At 42.9% G+C, this 19,638-nt stretch carries 20 protein-coding genes; 16 read left to right on the top strand and 4 right to left on the bottom strand.

The window, feature by feature from the left end:
* Positions 1-55: 55 nt before the first annotated feature.
* Entirely contained in the window at positions 56-3,913 is a 3,858-nt protein-coding gene (locus QRN39_RS12765; RefSeq protein WP_284907369.1) for a lamin tail domain-containing metallophosphoesterase family protein, read from the top strand.
* A 29-nt stretch (positions 3,914-3,942) separates the two neighbouring features.
* Here QRN39_RS12765 and QRN39_RS12760 read toward each other — a convergent pair whose 3' ends face one another.
* Genes QRN39_RS12760 through nagA form a run of 3 tightly spaced genes read right to left on the bottom strand, consistent with a single transcriptional unit; the run spans position 3,943 to position 6,608 of the window.
* On the bottom strand, positions 3,943-4,668 hold the full coding sequence (locus tag QRN39_RS12760) for a GntR family transcriptional regulator (protein WP_050944292.1): 726 nt from the start codon (positions 4,666-4,668) through the stop codon (positions 3,943-3,945).
* Between the two features lie 24 nt (positions 4,669-4,692).
* Positions 4,693-5,418: a glucosamine-6-phosphate deaminase gene (nagB, locus tag QRN39_RS12755; RefSeq protein WP_003213114.1), complete on the bottom strand. Its 726-nt coding sequence runs from the start codon at positions 5,416-5,418 to the stop codon at positions 4,693-4,695.
* On the bottom strand, positions 5,418-6,608 hold the full coding sequence (gene nagA, locus QRN39_RS12750; protein WP_050944289.1) for an N-acetylglucosamine-6-phosphate deacetylase: 1,191 nt from the start codon (positions 6,606-6,608) through the stop codon (positions 5,418-5,420). The genes nagB and nagA overlap by 1 nt, the downstream gene beginning before the upstream one ends.
* A 177-nt stretch (positions 6,609-6,785) precedes the next feature.
* Here nagA and hprK point away from each other — a divergent pair, with 177 nt between their 5' ends.
* The 7 genes from hprK (at position 6,786) to QRN39_RS12715 (ending at position 11,911) form a co-directional block, all read left to right on the top strand.
* Positions 6,786-7,718 carry an HPr(Ser) kinase/phosphatase gene (gene hprK, locus QRN39_RS12745; protein ID WP_003212943.1) on the top strand — a complete coding sequence of 311 codons (933 nt, stop codon included), beginning with the start codon at positions 6,786-6,788 and terminating at the stop codon, positions 7,716-7,718.
* An 11-nt stretch (positions 7,719-7,729) separates the two neighbouring features.
* Positions 7,730-8,554 (top strand): prolipoprotein diacylglyceryl transferase, encoded by an 825-nt coding sequence (gene lgt / locus QRN39_RS12740; RefSeq protein ID WP_050944287.1) that lies wholly within the window; start codon positions 7,730-7,732, stop codon positions 8,552-8,554.
* 19 nt (positions 8,555-8,573) lie between these two features.
* Positions 8,574-9,518 (top strand): nucleoside recognition domain-containing protein, encoded by a 945-nt coding sequence (locus QRN39_RS12735; protein ID WP_003213258.1) that lies wholly within the window; start codon positions 8,574-8,576, stop codon positions 9,516-9,518.
* Entirely contained in the window at positions 9,515-10,165 is a 651-nt protein-coding gene (gene ppaX / locus QRN39_RS12730) for a pyrophosphatase PpaX (RefSeq protein WP_284907368.1), read from the top strand. The genes QRN39_RS12735 and ppaX overlap by 4 nt, the downstream gene beginning before the upstream one ends.
* 1 nt (position 10,166) lies before the next feature.
* Positions 10,167-10,685, top strand: coding sequence for an acyltransferase (locus tag QRN39_RS12725; protein ID WP_284907367.1), 519 nt, complete (start codon positions 10,167-10,169; stop codon positions 10,683-10,685).
* Between the two features lie 69 nt (positions 10,686-10,754).
* Entirely contained in the window at positions 10,755-11,183 is a 429-nt protein-coding gene (locus QRN39_RS12720; RefSeq protein WP_003213266.1) for an Rrf2 family transcriptional regulator, read from the top strand.
* Positions 11,184-11,269: 86 nt separating this feature from the next.
* On the top strand, positions 11,270-11,911 hold the full coding sequence (locus QRN39_RS12715; protein WP_284907366.1) for an NAD(P)-dependent oxidoreductase: 642 nt from the start codon (positions 11,270-11,272) through the stop codon (positions 11,909-11,911).
* Positions 11,912-12,126: 215 nt separating this feature from the next.
* Here QRN39_RS12715 and QRN39_RS12710 read toward each other — a convergent pair whose 3' ends face one another.
* Positions 12,127-12,921 (bottom strand): C39 family peptidase, encoded by a 795-nt coding sequence (locus QRN39_RS12710; RefSeq protein ID WP_284907365.1) that lies wholly within the window; start codon positions 12,919-12,921, stop codon positions 12,127-12,129.
* 233 nt (positions 12,922-13,154) lie between these two features.
* Here QRN39_RS12710 and QRN39_RS12705 point away from each other — a divergent pair, with 233 nt between their 5' ends.
* The 8 genes from QRN39_RS12705 to hisIE are packed head-to-tail and all read left to right on the top strand — an operon-like array spanning position 13,155 to position 19,584.
* Complete coding sequence (locus tag QRN39_RS12705) at positions 13,155-14,330, top strand: ATP phosphoribosyltransferase regulatory subunit (RefSeq protein ID WP_106029371.1); 1,176 nt, start codon at positions 13,155-13,157, stop codon at positions 14,328-14,330.
* Entirely contained in the window at positions 14,323-14,964 is a 642-nt protein-coding gene (gene hisG / locus QRN39_RS12700) for an ATP phosphoribosyltransferase (RefSeq protein ID WP_003213329.1), read from the top strand. The genes QRN39_RS12705 and hisG overlap by 8 nt, the downstream gene beginning before the upstream one ends.
* On the top strand, positions 14,961-16,250 hold the full coding sequence (gene hisD, locus QRN39_RS12695) for a histidinol dehydrogenase (protein ID WP_284907364.1): 1,290 nt from the start codon (positions 14,961-14,963) through the stop codon (positions 16,248-16,250). Before hisG ends, hisD begins: the two co-directional genes overlap by 4 nt.
* Positions 16,247-16,831, top strand: a complete 585-nt coding sequence (hisB, locus tag QRN39_RS12690; protein WP_113387401.1) for an imidazoleglycerol-phosphate dehydratase HisB — start codon at positions 16,247-16,249, stop codon at positions 16,829-16,831. Before hisD ends, hisB begins: the two co-directional genes overlap by 4 nt.
* Positions 16,831-17,469: an imidazole glycerol phosphate synthase subunit HisH gene (hisH, locus tag QRN39_RS12685; protein ID WP_268459219.1), complete on the top strand. Its 639-nt coding sequence runs from the start codon at positions 16,831-16,833 to the stop codon at positions 17,467-17,469. The genes hisB and hisH overlap by 1 nt, the downstream gene beginning before the upstream one ends.
* Entirely contained in the window at positions 17,466-18,203 is a 738-nt protein-coding gene (gene hisA, locus QRN39_RS12680) for a 1-(5-phosphoribosyl)-5-[(5-phosphoribosylamino)methylideneamino]imidazole-4-carboxamide isomerase (RefSeq protein WP_050944269.1), read from the top strand. Before hisH ends, hisA begins: the two co-directional genes overlap by 4 nt.
* Positions 18,200-18,958: an imidazole glycerol phosphate synthase subunit HisF gene (hisF, locus tag QRN39_RS12675; protein WP_284907363.1), complete on the top strand. Its 759-nt coding sequence runs from the start codon at positions 18,200-18,202 to the stop codon at positions 18,956-18,958. Before hisA ends, hisF begins: the two co-directional genes overlap by 4 nt.
* Positions 18,955-19,584, top strand: coding sequence for a bifunctional phosphoribosyl-AMP cyclohydrolase/phosphoribosyl-ATP diphosphatase HisIE (hisIE, locus tag QRN39_RS12670; protein WP_284907362.1), 630 nt, complete (start codon positions 18,955-18,957; stop codon positions 19,582-19,584). The genes hisF and hisIE overlap by 4 nt, the downstream gene beginning before the upstream one ends.
* Positions 19,585-19,638: the final 54 nt, after the last annotated feature.

The following is a 19,638-nucleotide window of genomic DNA, read 5'->3' as shown; positions in this document are numbered from 1 at the left end:
TCTGACATAAAAACTTCCTTCAGGAGACACAATATCCGAAGGGAGGCGGTGCACGATGGTGAACGTGAGCAGACAAATCATGCTTTTATGTTTTTTTATCATTCTTTTTTGTTTCAATCAGCCTGCTTCAGCAGGGCCTTTTATTCAAACACAAGTCAATATACCGGACAAGCCTTTTTCTCCTTTTATCTTTGATCCCTTTCATGTGGATGTCCGTCCAGTTCTAGGGGAAAAAAGCCGTGATCTCCAGTTTCGTGCGTCGATTACGGATCCGGAACAAATTTTGTCTGCGAACTTGTATTATAAACAAAGTGATGAGCTAGGGTACCGTTTGATCCCAATGGAACGGCTGCCAGGTATGAAGCCAGAATTTACAGCGAAAATTCCGCCAGATCAATTATGGAATTCAACCGTTCGTTACTATACAGAGTTTCTTACGCAAAAGTCCGTGATCAAAACGGCAGAACAATCTGTCCACTTAAATGGATTTGAAGAGGATCTTTCGCGCATTCCGGACTTAGTCATCACAGAAATTGTTGTCAATTCAAAAAATCGCAAAGGCAAAGATGCATTTGAATTTATTGAGGTATATAACACAACACATGAGCCTATCTCTCTTAAACATTATCAGCTTCGCTACCGCAATCCTGCACAAGGAACCGAAATGGATGATGTGTATTCCTTTCACACAAATCCAGTCACTCTTTCACCTGGAAAACCGTATGTTTTCTGGCTGAGGAAAAAAGGACAGGAGCATTTAACTGTAGCGGACTTCAATGCCATGTACAAAAGTCAATTAAAAGAGGGAGAGCATGTATCTGTCATCGAAAGCAAAGGGCTGTCCAACTCTAAATCTCGTCTTGTTTCCATTACAACGAATATAGGGGAGGAGATTTCTTCAGCAGCATTTCGCTTAAAGCCATCATGGTTTAGTGAGCATAAATCTTTGCTGTTCAAATATCCAATGGACGGTACTTCGCAAATGAAGCTGATCTCGAAAATTGAAGAAGAGCCTACGCCTGGCAAAGTGCTAAAAGCACAAATTCCATCTGAGAAAAAAGAAATTTCTCAAGATATCCATAAACCTGTGATTGAAGATATGACAGTGAGGAAACCAGTGAAACCAACTGAAAGCATAGAGGTTAAAGCAGATGTACAGGATGATCAGGTCGTCAAAACCGTCAAGCTTCGCTATCGAACAAATCGGAAAGATGATTTTAAGGAAATACTGCTTCAAAAAGATCATAACGACCGATTATTTCATCATATTATTTACTCACCTGAGTTGATTGGTAAAGAACAATTGGAATATCAGCTTGAAGCGTCAGACGGTGAAAATACAGCAATGACGATGAAAAAAATGATTGATGTAGAGCAAGTTAGCAAAGCTCATGGCCTTCGATTCAATGTAGAAGAAGGAGATACGGTTTTAGGATTATTTCCATTAAAAGCAACGTCTGATCAGAAAAAAAGCATTGAATTATTGATAGATGGAAAGCGGAATCAGCAAGTGTTTTCTGCCCTTGAAGCAGATCCATATATTGCATTTGATGTCAAAGGGACAAATTTATATTTTAAAAATGGTGTGTCCATAGGTAAGCACTTACTTTCTATTTTTGATGATTCGACAAAAGTGTATCGTACCTATACAATGCCAATACCAGAAGCAGAGATGAAAAAAGCAGGTCTCCAATCGATCTCCTTCCATGCAGGAACAAAATCTTCTCCAGTTGATCGGTTGCCTGGTGAGAATCACGATGATTTTGAACTAAAAAACGTTCGGATGATTTTATCGAATGGAACTCAAATTCCTCCAATCAATGCAAAGCCGGAAAAAGAATGGAGAATGGGAGACAGCGGTAACGCCAAAAAGGTCAGAACATTTCAATTTGAAATACCAAAAGAAGCTTATGTTTCAACGTTTATGAAGTGGGATACAAGAAGGTTGAAAGAGGGGCCGCACCTGATTGAGGCCAAAACCTCAGACGAGCATGCATCTGTACATGTGATGGTCGATAATACGGGTCCAAAAATTAAAACCAACGTCCAAACAAAGGATGCATATAAAGGAGCCTTTACGTTAAAAGCAAAGGTAACGGATCGTTGGAGTGACATAGAAGAGATGAAAGCATATGTAGATGGCAAGCCAATTTCCTTGCCATACCAGACGTCCTCTAGCGAATTATACCCGGGGGAGCACACGTTAACAATTAAAGCAAAAGATGCCGCAGGAAACATGTCAACGTTGAAAAAGGAATTCAAGACGGTACATGAACACCCTGAGCCACCAGAACGTGTAGCAGATAAGACGAAAATGAAATCGTCAAAGCAAACTGTGCTCACCAAGGACCCAACGAATGATAAGCTGGATTATTCCTTTTACCGTGCGTATCAATATACATCGTTGCATCCATCAATGAACATTTTGAAATATGCAGCGGAGACAGAACCGCCAAAGAGCTTTAACGAAAAAGGAGAAATGATCTTTTCTCATGAAGAAAGGAATCGCATTGCATTTGCTGATGGTAAGTCAGTTGAAACGAAGGATTTACATCGTTTTCCCTATCATCGTTTTCAAATCAAGGTTCATCAAGATGTACGTGAAAAGGATGTCGTCGAAGCGATATGGAAAGGGAGTTCATTGACAGGGAGAAAGGTGACCATGTATGCATGGAATCATCAGCAAGAAAAGTGGGATAAAATTACTCATCATTTTGCTAAGGATCAAAAGGAATTTTACCTGAAAGGACTGCTGTCCGTCAGACAGTACATGAAGAATCATAAGTTTGATTTGCTTGTACAGGATGAAATCAGTAAAGCGCAAAAGCCATATAAGATGGTTTGGATGTCTGACACACAATATTATGCAAAGAGCTATCCTCATATCTTTAAACAAATGGTCGAGTGGATCAGAGACCAGAGAGAAAAGTTAAACATTCAATATGTGTTCCATACAGGTGACATTGTGGATGATTCAAAAGATAAACAATGGCAACGAGCCGATACGTTTATGCGCGTGTTAGATGAGCATCAGATTCCTTATGGTGTTTTAGCAGGAAATCATGATGTTCGACATAAGGACGGTTTTTATGCGGAATATGGGAAATATTTCGGTGAGAAACGCTTTGCAAATAAACCGTACTATGGTGAATCCTATCAAAACAATCGAGGTCATTATGATCTCATCTCTGCCGGTGGCAATGATTATATGATGGTATACATGGGCTGGGGGATTAAGCAAGATGAAATTGATTGGTTGAACCGTGTGATTTCTGAGCATCCAGACCGTATCGTCATTTTAAATTTCCATGAGTATTTGTTGGTCAGTGGCAACCGCAGTCCGATTGGCGACCTCATCTTCCACCAGGTAGTGAAACGCCATCCCAATATAGTGGCGGTATTTAGCGGTCACTATCACGGAGCGAGCAGGAAAGTAGATGAGCTTGACGATGACAAGGATGGTAAAGTAGACCGGAAAGTATATCAAATACTCGCCGATTATCAGTCAGGGCCTGAAGGTGGACAAGGGTTTATGCGATTGATAACAGCCGATCAAGAAAAAAACCAGCTTCATTTTACGACATACTCACCTTACATGAATCAAGAGCATTTCTACGATCCTAAAACGTATGGAGATCAGGATGATTTTTCAATCGATGTGGATTTGACGCCGAAAATGAAATCTGTCAAAACCAACTATTTTGAACTCAATGTGTACACAAATGTTTTGTTAGGAGAGGCGCGCGGCGTAAAAAGCGGCAAAAAAGCAAGCTTTGAGTGGAAAGGCTTAAAGCCAAACGAAGACTATTATTGGTACACCGTAGCAAAAGATCGTTTTCAAGGAAAAGCGATTTCACCGATATGGAAAATTCATACAAAAAATGATCGTGAAGAAACATTTCTTAGGAAATAAGAACAGTGCTCCTTTTATAAGGGCACTGTTTATCTTTCCATTGTATGAATGAGCTTGTAACGATCTCCTCTATAAACGGAAAGAACATATTCAAACGGAATATCATTCTGAAAATAAGTCGTTCTTGCGATTGAGAGCACGGGATCGCCTGTTGAAATAGACAGCACGTGTGCTTCTTCATTTGAAGCCACATTCGCTTCAAGCTCTTGTTTTGCATGAGCAATTGTAAGGCCTGTTTGAGTCTCTATATATTCATATATAGAGCCAGTTAAATGTTCCCTTGTTAAATCTCCTGCAAATGCTTCAGGGATATAGCTCGTTTCAATCGCCATCGGTTCATCATTTGCGAGGCGTATCCGTTTGAGTTCAAATATAGCATCGCCATTTGACAGTTGTAAGACAGGCAGCAAGTGATCTGGACAGACGGTTTTTGTGAAATCAATCAGCTGGCTTGAAGCTTTAAGACCACGCTGACGCATATCCTCTGTAAAGCTTGTTAAGCCTTGAAGCGGCTGTTCAAATTTTTTTCGGCTCACAAAGGTGCCTTTTCCTTTTTGTCGATACAAATATCCTTCATTCACAAGGTTCGATAAGGCTTGTCTGACAGTCATTCGACTTATACCAAAGCGTTCGGCATATTCTCTTTCAGAAGGAATGAGTGTATCAGGTGCTAATGTTCCATCCTCAATCTGTTTTTTCAAGTTCTCCATAATCTGATGGTACATCGGAATAGGTGACTGCTTATCAATAAACATGTGAAAATCCTCTCGTGTTTAGCTTTAGCGTAGTGACCCAGCTTCTCGATCAATCAAAATCGTCACATCTTCATGAAGTTTCAGAGCAGATGCTGGGAAGTCTGGGTGTATCTCAGTCTGTTCTAAATATTGTATCACTTTCGCTTTTGATTTTCCTGATGCAAGAAGGAGAATCTTTTTACTAGAAAGAATGCTTGCAATGCCCATGGTGATGGCATGTGTAGGCACTTCATCAATAGAAGAAAAGTATCTTGCATTGGCCTGCCGTGTGTTTTCATCTAGTTGCACGACATGAGTCTTTGAGTTAAATGGGGTACCGGGCTCGTTAAACCCAATATGTCCATTTTGACCGATTCCAAGAAGCTGAAGGTCGATGCCGCCTATATCCTGAATGAGCTGATCATATCTTAAGCATTCCTTTTCTAAATCAGGTGCAGCGCCATTTGGAAGAAAATACTGATCCTGTGGAAGATCAATATGATCAAATAAATGACGTTTCATATAGGTCATATAACTATTTTCATGATCTGGATCAAGGCCTGCATATTCATCTAAATTGACTGTTTTTGTTTGTTTGAAAGACAATTGTTGTGATTGATGAAGGTGAATTAACTCTTGATACGTATCAAGAGGTGTACCGCCCGTTGCCAGGCCGAGTACGGCATCTGGTTTAGAAGCGATTGTGCGCGCGATCAGGGCTGCTGCTTCTTTTCCTAATTGTTCTTTATCTTCAAATTCAATGATGTTCATTAGTGGTTGGCCTCCTTTTTCTCAAAGACGATTTGTCCATGGCAGATCGTCATCATTAGTTCACCAGACTCATCCCAGATCACAAGGTCTGCTTGTTTTCCAACTTCAATCGAACCAAGCTGCTGATCAAGTCCTAGCTGAATGGCTGCATTAGTTGAGGTCATCTTTGCGATCTCTGTCCATTCGCAATGTGTGATCTGTTTCATCCGTTTGACGCCATCTTTCATTCGCAGAATAGATCCTGCAAGTGTACCATCTGCCAGTAAAGCTTGTTCGCCGCTCACTGTGACTGTTTGACCCCCAAATTCATACGTGCCATTTCCAAGTCCTTTTGCGCGCATCGAGTCTGTGATCATCATTAAACGATCACTTCCTTTTGCCAAATACGCAAGCTTGATGGAAAGTGGGTGGGAGTGTATCCCATCCGTAATCAGCTCAGTATGGAGATCGTCGTTTGTAAGAGCAGCTCCTACAGCGTTTGGTTCACGATGCTGAAACGAACTCAGTGCATTATAAAGATGCGTGACATGGCGTGCACCATGCTTTGCTGCTAATTCAATCATGTCATGATGGGCATTCGTATGTCCAATAGAAGGAATAATGTTTTTTTCTTGCAACAAGGAAAGAAAAGCAAAATCAGGGTCTTCCTCAGGTGCGAACGTGACAATTCGAATAAGCCGTTCAGAAGCATCCAACCATTTTTCAAAAAGAGGGCGATCGGGCTGCTGTATCCATTGAACAGGCTGTGCCCCTGCTTTATCTTTAGAAATAAAAGGACCTTCAAGATGGATACCTAAACATTGTGCCTGAACGCCTGCTTGTTCTTCATTGTATTGTTTCCACTTGGCGACATTTTTAAGTGCTTGCTCTATCTCATGATGGTTTTGAGTGATGGTTGTGGCTAAAAAACTTGTCGTTCCTTCTGACGGTAAGTTGTCAGCGAGTGTATTCATGGCTTCTGATGTCGCATCCATCATATCTGCTCCATATCCGCCATGGATGTGAATATCAATCATTCCGGGAAGTAGATAAAAGTTTTCCCGGGAAATATATACTTTTTCATAATTTCCTGTCGGTGGTGTTGTTGAAATATAGTCAATCTTGCCGTCGCGTAAACCGACAAAACCGTTTGCAATCATTTCAGTCTTTGTCACAATATGAATATTGGAGAGCAATAAAGAGCTGCTCATGGTTGTGCCCCCTTATTCGTTGTCTTTGAATTTAGTTTACCCTTTTTAAGTATAGTTGTCTATACCAGCAAATGAACTGAAACAGGATCAGGATAAAATACTGTTTTGGGATCATCATTGAAAGTGATAAAATAGAGCTGTATTTCTGAATCGCCTGTGATAAAAGGAGGAAGAAGCGTGCCGAAAGTTCGTACGAAGGACATAATGGAACAATTTCATCTTGAACTGGTAAGTGGGGAAGAAGGGATTAATCGTCCCATTACAATCAGTGATCTTTCCAGACCAGGTATTGAAATGGCTGGTTATTTTACATATTACCCAAAAGAAAGAGTTCAACTTTTAGGGAAAACAGAGCTTTCTTTTTTTGAACAGCTCCCAGAACGCGAACGAAAGCAGAGAATGATGTCTCTTTGTACTGATATTACCCCTGCAATTATTTTGTCACGAGATCGTGAAGTGCCAAAGGAATTAATTGAAGCTTCAAATGAAAATGGCGTACCTGTGTTACGTTCAAGTCTAAAAACGACAAGACTTTCGAGTCGTTTGACCAACTTTTTAGAAAGCAAGCTTGCACCTACGACCGCGATTCATGGCGTACTTGTTGATGTATATGGTGTAGGTGTATTGTTAATTGGAAAAAGCGGAGTAGGAAAAAGTGAAACAGCCTTAGAATTAGTGAAGAGAGGACACAGGCTGGTCGCAGATGATTGCGTGGAAATCCGTCAAGAGGATCAGGATACGCTAGTCGGAAGCGCACCAGAGCTGATTGAACATCTTTTAGAAATCCGCGGGTTAGGCATCATTAATGTGATGACCTTATTTGGAGCTGGGGCTGTCAGAAGCTATAAGAGAATTACGATTGTCATGAACCTTGAGCTTTGGGAACAAGGCAAACAGTACGATCGTTTAGGACTTGAAGAAGAGAAGATGCGAATCATCGATACAGATGTACCGAAGCTGACCATTCCTGTCCGCCCTGGTCGAAACTTAGCGGTTATCATTGAGGTGGCTGCGATGAACTTCAGGTTAAAACGCATGGGACATAATGCGGCGGAACAATTTACAAGTAAACTAGCCGATGTCATTGAAGACAATGGCCAAGATGAATAGGAGTTGTCTATATGAACGAAGCGATTCAGCCAATTGATCCGATTGCTTTTCAGCTCGGACCTCTTTCGGTTCATTGGTATGGTGTGATCATTGGGGTCGGAGCCTTACTAGGACTCTGGCTCGCACTGAGAGAATGTGAGAAAAGAGGAATCAATAAAGATACGTTTATTGATTTAATCTTATTTGCCATTCCAATAGCGATTATTTGTGCACGAATTTATTATGTATCCTTCGAATGGGATTACTATCAGCAGCACCCAAATGAAATCATTAAGATTTGGCATGGCGGAATTGCCATTCATGGCGGGCTGATAGGTGCTGTGCTGACAGCGATCGTCTTCACAAAAGTGAAAAAGGTGTCCTTCTGGAAAATAGCCGATGTAGCAGCACCTAGTATTTTACTAGCGCAGGCCATTGGACGCTGGGGGAACTTTATTAATCAGGAAGCGCATGGTGAGGCTGTTTCAAGAGCCTTTTTAGAGAATTTGCATTTGCCTGAGTTTATCATTAATCAAATGTATATTGATGGGACGTATTATCACCCAACGTTCTTATACGAATCATTATGGAATCTTGCCGGTGTTGTGATCTTGATTTTATTACGTAGAACAGCGATGCGCAGAGGCGAAATCTTCTTGTCTTATTTAATTTGGTATTCAATCGGTCGTTTCTTCATAGAAGGTATGAGAACGGACAGTTTGATGCTGACAGAACATCTTCGAATCGCTCAAATGATTTCGATTGCCATTTTTGTAGTGGCTGTTCTGCTGCTGATCTTTAGAAGAATAAAAGGTCACGCATCGATCCCGTATAAAGAGAACAACTCATCGAATTAAAGCAGGGGGGATCAGAAAGATGCAGGAGACATGGAAAAACGGCTTAAAAGCAGGGCTATCGACAACTTGGACACTTGGAAAAGTCATCTTTCCGGTTACCATTCTCGTCAGTATCTTGCAGCATACGCCTGTTATGGATTGGATCATTCAATTCATACGGCCATTTATGGGATTGTTTGGTCTTTCAGGAGAAGCAGCCATTCCGCTTGTGTTAGGAAATGTGCTGAACTTGTATGCGGGCATAGCGGCCATTTTGACTCTAGATCTTCCTGTGAAGGAAGTGTTTATTTTGGCCGTGATGCTGTCCTTTTGTCACAACCTGATCATCGAATCGACTGTGGCAGCAAAGGTTGGACTGAGAGTGTCTGTCATTTTGCTGGTCAGAATCAGTCTTGCTGTTGTTTCGGCTATTGTCATTCATCTCGTTTGGCAGGGAGGCCAGGAGCCGGCACAATATGGACTGCTGACAGCAGCCCAAACGGCTGATGTGCCTTCCAGCTGGTACATGATCGTCCTTGTCGCTTTACAAAAAGCCGTACTCGGTGTGCTCCAGCTCGCCTGTATCGTCATCCCTCTCATGATCATCATTCAATTCATGAGAGATTTAGGATGGCTCCATACGCTGTCTAAGTGGCTGTCTCCATTTACGAGAATGCTTGGAATGAAAGAAAATACGTCGATGACGATGGTCGCTGGGTTAACCATTGGTCTAGCATACGGAGCTGGCGTGATGATGAAGGCAGTGGAAGAGGACGGCGTGAGTAAAAAGGATTTAACCCTTGCTTTCATTTTCCTTGTTGCCTGCCATGCAGTAGTCGAAGACACGCTGATATTTATTCCACTTGGGATTCCTGTGTGGCCGCTTCTTGTCATCCGTCTGATATCTGCTATTTTATTAACAGCTGCCATTAGCTATATTTGGCGAAAGCGCGAGCTCGCAGTTGTTAGAAAGGAAGCCATATGAACGAATCAACTGTTAACACCGTGCTATTTGATTTAGATGGCACATTAATCAATACGAATGAATTAATTATTGCTTCATTTCAACATACGCTTGATCATTATTACCCTGGTCAGTACAGCCGTGAAGAGATCCTCCATTTCATTGGTCCGTCATTATTTGATACATTCTCTGCGATGGACCCTAATCTAACGGATGACATGATTCAGATGTACCGTACGTTTAATCATGAACAGCATGATCTGCTCGTGACTGAATATGAGACTGTTATAGATACATTGAAAGTCTTGCAGGATCGAGGATTTAAGCTTGGAATTGTCACAACAAAGATACGTGACACAGTGTTAATGGGATTGAAGCTGACCGGTTTAGAGCCATTCTTTGAAGTGATTGTGACGCTCGATGATGTCCAAAATGAGAAGCCGCATCCGGAGCCAGTCCAGCTGGCATTATCCAAGCTTGGCAGTGATCCACATGAAGCGGTGATGGTCGGCGATAATTATCACGATATTTTGTCTGGTCAAGTGGCAGGGACAAAAACAGCAGGTGTTGCTTGGTCAATTAAGGGAGAAGAGGCCCTTTTAAAGCATCGCCCTGATTTTATGCTAAAGAAAATGAGTGATCTTCTGGCGATTGTTGGAGCTGATTGAGTTGAGAAAAACAGATCGATATCCTGTAAAAGGGGTCAATTCGTTACGACAAGTCTATCGGACGGTCCCCTTTTTCAAAGTGGTGAAAAACTTTATTTTCATTCAAATCGCACGGTACACGCCTTTTATGGGAATGAAAAATTGGATATACCGAACCTTTCTTCGTATGAAGGTTGGCGAAGATACAGCGTTTGCCTTAATGGTCATGGTGGATCTCATGTTTCCTGAGAAAATCACGGTCGGTCGAAATTCGGTGATTGGCTATAACACAACCATTTTGACCCATGAGTATTTGATTAAAGAATACAGACTTGGGGAAGTCTATATTGGGGATGAAGTCTTAATTGGAGCCAATTCCACCATTTTACCTGGTGTGACCATTGGGGATGGGGCGATCGTGTCGGCTGGTACACTTGTTCATAAGGATGTTCCAGCAGGCTCATTTGTTGGAGGAAATCCAATGCGCATGATTTATATGAAAGAAGAAATGAATGCACGTCAATCTACGTCTGCTGAGTAGCTCGGCAGACTTTTTTGTTGACAATATGTTATGGTGTAACTATAATGATTACAACAGAGGTGAGAAAACATGAAAATCAGCAGCAGATTTACTGTCGCTGTCCATATTCTGGCCTTGCTATCACTTGAAAAAGGATCATTACAGACATCGGAGGATATCGCGGGAAGTGTAAATACAAACCCAGTGGTCATCCGCCGTATTATGAGTAAATTAAAAAAAGCAGGCCTAATCTCAACGAGTCTTGGCAAAGGCGGTTCTCAGCTGAACCGCAGTGAAGACGATATCACGCTGCTTGATGTGTATAAAGCGGTTGAGGTGGTGGATGAGGGAGAATTGTTTCAAATCCATGAAAGCCCAAATCCTGACTGTCCGATCGGTGCAAATATCCAGGCTGTGCTTGAGTTAATCTTGTGCCGCGCTCAAAGTGCGATGGAGCAAGTGCTTGCTGAGATCAAATTAAGTGAACTAACGCAGGTGTTAATCAAAAAAATTGGATGATCTATTCAATTTTTTTTACCTCTGTTGTAACTAAGGTGGTTACACCTTTGTTTATTAAATAAAATCATTTTACAGGAGGAATTCATATGAAAATCGGCATTATTGGCGCTACAGGTAAAGCAGGACAGGAAATTGTAAAAGAGGCTCAATCAAGAGGACATGAGGTAACAGCCATCGTTCGAGATGCGAAAAAAGTGACAGATTCATCCGTAGCTGTTTATGAGAAGGATGTGTTTCATTTACAAGCAGAAGACATCAAAGGCTTTGATGTCATCGTCAATGCATTTGGCGCACCTGCTGGACAAGAGCACCTTCACGTAGAGGCAGGGAAAAAGCTGATTGATATTTTGAAAGAGGTACCCGGTACCCGTTTAATCGTTGTGGGCGGAGCGGGCAGCCTTTTTGTTGATGAAGCCAAAACAACAAGACTTGTTGATACACCGGAATTTCCAAAGGAGTATGTGCCTACTGCTTCACAGCAAGGTGAAAACCTAAAAGACCTTCAACAAACCGTAGGATTAAAATGGACTTTCCTCAGCCCTGCTGCATTCTTTGATCCAGCTGGCAAACGCACAGGTTCTTATGTGAAAGGGAAAGACCAACTGATTGTCAATTCTAAAGGTGACAGCTATGTGAGCTATGCCGACTACGCCATTGCGCTTGTCGATGAAATTGAGCAGGCTGCCCATGTTGGAGAACGTTTTACCGTTGTATCTGAAGCAGAATAAGCGATTCGTTGCCGCTAAAAACGATGAGTGGGGAGTTTAACGATCAAGAATTATCTCTCATTTTTATTAAAAAAGGTTGAATGCTTCAGTGTAGGCGGAGGAGTAATGACAGCTGAAAAGCTTGAGAACAGTCTGAAGGAAATACTATCATCATGAAAAACCCATCCTCTATTCGGATAGAGGATGGGTTTTCATGTTTTCAAAGAGAAATTGTTCTATGCTTTAATGATAATCGCCTGCCTGCCCATCTGTTCCCAAGAATCTTCAAACTGATCGCGATCGACTTTTTGATTCTTTTCTCCGTATGGGTTATTTAAGTAGACATGCTCCTTGTCATAGCCTGTGATGACCACGCTATGCATATTAAAGCTTACATCTATTTTGCCATTTGGTGTATTCCATGTTTCGATGTTATCTATTTTGTCAAAGGTGGATGTGGTAATCACCCAAACAGGATACCCTTTTTCAAGTGATTGATAGATGGCCTTTTTGACAGGTTTTCCGCTTAAGTCGACGACTTGAGCGCCCGCATATTTTTTCGCAAGCTGATAAATAGGTTCATGGTATACACCAAGACCTGGTCCATTCTCCATATCGCCTACAAACCCGTCATGTGGGTCTCCTTTTAAGCCATTTTCATAATTGAGTGGAACACGTTTAATTTCATTTGCCAATGTGTCTTTCGTCACTTGCTCGTAGCCGGTGTAATGAAGAAGCATCGCTAAGCTTGTGACTTCGCATCCATTATAAAGCTTTGGGGCATCCATTTGATTGTAAAGGATGACGTCCATGGCTTTTTTGCTTCCTTTTAAGGAAGAGTAGGTGGTGTCTGTTTTTTTCGTTGATCGTGTTTCTTCAGCTGCGAGTGCTGTATCGTTTTCTTTTTCTTTGGCTGCTTCGTGTGGTGAAGCTGTCTTTTTGACTTGGTCGATTTGTGTCACGTATATAAAGCCGAAATAAACAAGGCATGCGCACAACAAAGTTAAGATTAATGTCTGGATGAACTTCACTGTAATCTCCTGTGTTAATCAATATTTTTAAGTATTATAGCACGTTCTTTTATCAAACATGTAGAAAAGAGATAGGTGTCACTTGAATGTAATAATTCCACAAATTTTTCATGAAAATAGAGAGAAAATAAAAATGATTGATTTAATCACTTTATTTTGTTAGCATATTATCATATTAGCGAACTAAAGGATTCGGAATTTTTTGTTTTAATGTGTTGGAGGTGCAGAAGAACATGTTTATGTTTGAGAAACCATATGGTATGCGGGATTCATTACCAGGATTGTATGAGACGAAGAAAAAAGTGAGACATTCCTTAACAGAGGTTATGAATGGTTGGGGTTACCGGTTGATGGAGACACCAACGCTTGAATTTTACGATACAGTCGGTGTTCAATCGGCGATTACAGATACACAGCTCTTTAAGCTTTTAGATCAGAACGGGCAAACCCTTGTACTCAGACCTGATATGACGGGACCTATTGCGAGAGTGGCAGCATCAAAGCTTCATGAACAGGCGTATCCGCTTCGCGTTGGGTATGCGGCCAATGTGTTCCGGGCACAGGAAAGAGAAGGCGGAAGACCATCAGAATTTGAGCAGGTCGGAATTGAGTTAATTGGAGACGGTTCGATTAGTGCAGATGCTGAAGTGATCGCGCTTGTCGTATTCGCATTAAAAAATGCTGGGCTCAAATCCTTCAAAATCGCGATTGGGCATGTCGCTTTAGCAGAGACGTTATTTGTAGATGTACTGGGAAATACAGAGCGTGCAAACGTTCTTCGCCGATTCTTATATGAAAAGAATTATGTAGGGTACCGTCAGCATGTGAAGCAATTGCCACTTTCCTCCATCGATAAAACGAGGCTGTTACAGCTTTTAGAATTAAGAGGTGGCCAGGAAGTCACAGAGCGGGCAGAGGAAATCGTCGTTTCACAAGAAGGAAAAGAGGTGCTTACGCAGTTAAAGTCGCTTTGGGAGACACTTGAAGATTACGGCTGTACAGAATATATCCGTCTAGATTTAAGCATGGTGAGTCATATGAGCTACTACACGGGTATTTTGTTTGAAGTATTTGCAGATCATGTTGGGTCAGTCATCGGAAGTGGCGGCAGATATGACCAATTGCTTGCTCATTTTGATGCACCTGCACCAGCTACAGGATTCGGACTTCGATTAGACCGTCTGCTTGAAGCGCTTGATGCAAAAGAAATCAATGAGCCGCAGGAGGCAGTGATTTTTAGTAAAGAACAACGGCTGGAGGCTTTTGCTTTTGCAGAAAAGGAGCGGTCAAAAGGGAAAAAGATCGTCTTGCAAGACTTAGCAGGGATTGAAAATATTGACGCGATGACCAAGGCATTTGAGCAGGTGACTTATTTTATCGGCGCTAGAAAGGGAGAACAAAATGGGTAAAGTGTTGACGATGGCGATGCCAAAGGGCCGAATATTTGAAGAAGCCGCAGGGCTGTTAAGGCAGGCAGGATATCAACTGCCAGAGGAATTCGAGGATTCAAGAAAGTTAATCATCGATGTACCGGAAGAAAACCTCCGCTTTATTTTAGCGAAGCCAATGGATGTGACGACTTATGTAGAGCACGGTGTAGCAGATGTTGGCATTGCAGGAAAGGATGTCATGCTCGAAGAAGCTCGTGATGTGTACGAGGTGCTTGATTTAAACATCAGTAAATGCCATTTAGCGGTTGCCGGATTGCCGGGAGCTAGCTGGGGCGGTGTCGCACCGCGTGTGGCAACAAAGTACCCAAATGTTGCATCTTCCTATTTTAGAGAGCAAGGGGAGCAGGTGGAGATCATTAAGCTGAATGGTTCCATTGAATTAGCACCGCTCATCGGACTCGCCGATCGTATTGTAGACATTGTCTCTACAGGTCAAACACTCAAGGAAAACGGACTTGTTGAAACGGAGCATATTTGTGATATTACGTCACGGTTTATTGTCAATCCTGTGAGCTATCGGATGAAGGATGCGGTGATCGATGAAATGGCGCAGCGCCTTGCAAGAATCATTGAAGGGGAGGAAACATCATGAACATCACCTATATACAAGAAGGTGAGACAGAGACACTCTCGCTCAAACGGACTTTAGATACAGGCACGGAAGAACAGCGCCTGGCTGTTCAGCGGATTATACAAGAAGTGAGGCTAAATGGTGATCAAGCGGTACAGTCTTTTACAAAGCAATTTGATGGGGTGCTGCTTGAAGATCCGCTTGTGACAGATGAGGAAATGACAAAAGCCTCCGAACGTTTGGACCCAGCCATGATTCAGGTGATCCAAATGGCTATCCATCATATTCGCACATACCATGAGCGTCAGCTGACATCCTCTTGGTTTTATCACCAGCAGGATGGCTCGATGCTCGGACAAAAGGTGACACCACTTGAGGCAGTTGGTGTGTATGTCCCCGGCGGAACAGCTGCTTATCCATCATCTGTTTTAATGAATGTGATTCCGGCGCTTGTCGCTGGTGTTCAGCGAATTGTCCTTGTGACACCCCCAGGGAAAAGCGGCTACCTCTCTGACGCTGTACTCGTTGCTGCGAAGGAGCTCGGCATTACAGAGATGTATAAAATGGGCGGTGCACAGGCGATTGCGGCACTTGCCTATGGAACAGAAAGCATCCAGCCTGTTGATAAAATCACAGGTCCAGGCAACATCTATGTCGCACTGGCAAAGCGGGAAGTATTTGGTCAGGTAGACATTGATATGATTGCCGGTCCAAGTGAAATTGCGGTTCTAGCAGATGACACGGCCATAGCACATGAGGTGGCGGCCGATTTACTCTCTCAGGCAGAGCATGATGCGCTGGCATCTAGTATTTTGGTGACCCCGTCTAAGACACTTGCGGAAAATGTGCGAGCTGAGGTGCAAGCGCAGCTGGACACCTTGCCAAGAAAATCAATCGCTGCACAATCCATACAACATCATGGCCGTATATACGTGACAGATTCCATGGATCGTGCAGTAGACGTTGTCAATCAGTTAGCGCCAGAGCATTTAGAGGTGCTGACAGCATATCCAGAATCATTTCTTGGTCAAATCAAGCATGCAGGGGCGATTTTTTTAGGGCGTTATAGCCCTGAGCCGGTGGGAGATTATTTTGCAGGACCGAATCACGTGCTGCCAACCAACGGAACAGCCAGATTTTCTAGCCCGCTTGGTGTGACCGATTTTCAAAAGAAAACAAGCATTATTTCATATAGTCAAGAAGCCTTTGAGACACACAGGGATAGCATTGCGGCTTTTGCTAGGTTAGAGGGGCTCGAAGCACATGCAAGGTCGATTGAATCGAGAAAGCGGGGGGAATCGTCATGAGACAGGCGGAAACAGCGAGACAAACAAATGAAACGAATATTTCGTTATCGTTAGAGATTGATGGGGAAGGAAAAGCGGATATTCAAACAGATGTCCCTTTTATGACACACATGCTCGATCTATTTACGAAGCATGGACACTTTAATTTGACCGTCGATGCGAAAGGAGATACAGATGTTGATGATCACCACACAACAGAAGATATCGGCATCGTGCTTGGGCAAATGTTTAAGGAAGCGTTAGGTGATAAAAAGGGAATCAAGCGATATGGCTCCAGTTTTGTTCCAATGGATGAAACGCTTGCTCAGGTCGTGGTCGATTTAAGCAATCGTCCTCATTTAGAAATGAGAGCGGCCTTTCCAAGTCAAAAGGTCGGTACCTTTGATACAGAGCTCGTACATGAGTTTCTTTGGAAGTTTGCGTTAGAAGCTCGTATAAATCTTCATGTAATTGTTCACTATGGAACCAATACACACCATATAATTGAAGCTATTTTTAAAGCGATGGCACGTGCTTTAGATGAAGCAACAACCATTGATCCACGTGTGAAAGGGATTCCTTCAACAAAGGGGATGCTCTAATGATCGGAGTCATTGATTACGGAATGGGAAATTTGTTCAGCGTATCAAAAGCACTGGAACGAGCAGGTGCCCGTTATATCGTCTCCTCTGATGTGGAGGAGCTCAAAAAGGCAGATGCTTATATTTTGCCTGGGGTCGGTTCGTTTCGAGATGCGATGCAGCTGTTAAAACAGACAGGGCTCGAGGCGTTTATCCACCAAGTAGTGCAGGAAGGAAAACTGCTATTTGGCATTTGTCTTGGGATGCAGCTGTTATTTGAAGAAAGTGAAGAGGCAGGGCGTACGAAAGGTTTGGGGCTGCTAAAAGGTCGTGTCGTTCTTTTAAAGGATCGTGACCAGAATGGGCAAAGGCTTAAGGTGCCTCATATGGGGTGGAATGAGCTCACATTTCATCAGCCCTCCCCATTGTTTGACGGGGTACCGGAAGGATTTGCGTACTTTGTTCACTCTTATTATGTGAGGGATATGAATCCAGAAGAGCAATTAGCAAGCGCAGACTATGGCGTTCAAGTACCAGCAGTTGTTGGTAAGGGAAATGTGCTAGGCGCACAGTTTCACCCTGAAAAAAGCAGTACAACGGGCATGGCGCTGCTCAAACAATTTATTCAATTAGCAAACGAACAGAGGGTGAACAAATGAGTGAATTTACATTGTATCCAGCAATTGATATGAGAAATGGCAAATGTGTACGGCTCGTGCAAGGAGATTATGATCAAGAAACCATTTATGGAGATTCGCCGCTCGATATGGCGACGCGATTTGCAAATGAAGGAGCAAAGTGGATTCATCTCGTTGACCTAGATGGTGCGAAAGCGGGGAATCGCGTGAATCATGAGCATGTGCTGGCGATTGCTTCATCCTTAGATGTAAATGTACAAATTGGCGGCGGCATTCGGACAGAAGAAGACGTTGCCTTTTATATAAACAATGGTGTAGCTAGAGTCATTCTTGGCAGCTCGGCTGTTTCTAACCCTGCCTTTGTGAAAAAAATGCTTGCGCAATATGGGGAGAAAATAGCGATTGGCATCGATGCGCGAAATGGCTTTGTATCGACTGAGGGGTGGCTTGAAACGTCGAAAGTGAAGGCGGAGGATCTCGGCAAAGAATTGGCAAAGGAAGGCGCGGAGGTCTTTATTTTCACAGATATTCAAATGGACGGCATGCTGGCTGGTCCCAATGTGGAAAGTACAGTTCGCTTAGCAGAAGCTACTGGCAAACAAGTTATTGCCTCAGGCGGTATCAGTTCGGTAGCCGATCTCCAAAAGCTGTCATCACAAAAACAGTCAGGCGTTTCTGGTGCGATCATTGGAAAGGCACTTTATACGGAGCGGTTTACTTTAGCTGAAGCAATTGAAGGGCTTGACCGCGTATGATGACAAAACGAATCATCCCATGTCTCGATGTGAAGGAAGGTCGTGTGGTTAAAGGGGTGCAATTTCTCGGCTTAAAGGATGCTGGTGATCCGGTAGAATTAGCGCAGATATATGATGAGGAAGGGGCGGATGAACTCGTCTTTCTTGATATTTCTGCCTCTCATGAAGGCCGGAAAACGATGGTGGATGTGGTCAAGCAAGTGGCGTCCACTCTTGCCATCCCTTTTACGGTAGGCGGCGGAATTAATCACCTTGATGACATGAAGCGCATATTAAGAGCGGGTGCAGACAAAATATCTGTAAATACAGCGGCAGTTTTAAGACCAGAACTCATTTCAGAAGGTGCCGATTTTTTTGGTTCCCAGTGCATCGTCGTCGCAATAGATGCAAAGTACGATGAAGAGAAAAAAGCGTACATGGTTTATACACACGGAGGGCGTCGTCAAACGGATATAGAGGTTAGCGATTGGGCAAAAGAAGCCGTGCTGAGGGGGGCAGGAGAGATTTTGCTGACAAGTATGGATGCCGACGGTGAGAAAAAGGGCTTTGATCATCAATTAACAAAGCTTGTGTCAGAAGCTGTCACCGTACCTGTCATTGCTTCAGGAGGCGCTGGCAATGCTCAGCATATTTTGGAGGCATTTACAAAAGGAGAAGCGGATGCAGCTTTAGCAGCTTCCATTTTTCATTATAAAGAGACTTCAATTCAAGAGGTAAAGACATACTTGAGAGAACACGGGGTGAAGGTCAGATGAAACAGGCAAACGAATTATCCTTTAATGAGGCAGGCCTGATACCTGCGATTGTACAGGATGCTCAAAGTAAGGAAGTATTGACATTGGCGTATATGAATCAAGAATCCTATGAAAAAACACTAGAAACAGGAGAAACATGGTTTTACAGCCGGTCAAGAAACGAGCTTTGGCACAAAGGCGCCACATCTGGACATACTCAGCGAGTCACATCCATTCGATATGACTGTGACAAAGATGCTCTGCTTGTTCTTGTCACACCAAGTGGACCAGCTTGCCACACTGGCAGCTATAGCTGCTTTTCGGAAGAAGGCGTGAAGCGTCAAACGGAAGAGCAGGATCGTTTTGCCATTTTAAATGAACTTGAACAGGTGATTGCGAAACGTCAGGCAGAAATGCCAGAAGGCGCTTATACAACCTATCTATTTGAAAAAGGGGTCGATAAAATCCTGAAAAAGGTAGGGGAAGAAGCGTCAGAGGTCATCATTGCGGCGAAAAACCAGGATCAAGAAGAATTGAAATGGGAAACAGCTGATCTTCTGTATCACCTGCTTGTGTTATTACGTGAACAGCAATTGCCGCTTGATGATGTATTAAAAGTATTAAAAAAACGTCATCAAAGTGAGTGAAAAGCCGGGGGCACCTCCGGCTTTTTATTTCCCAAGTGAAAAACAAATCCTTCC

Source organism: Bacillus sp. lyk4-R2A-2 (genome assembly GCF_030209735.1).
In the GTDB taxonomy this organism is placed as follows: domain Bacteria; phylum Bacillota; class Bacilli; order Bacillales; family Bacillaceae; genus Bacillus; species Bacillus pumilus.
This window is presented reverse-complemented; position numbering and strand designations above follow the sequence as displayed.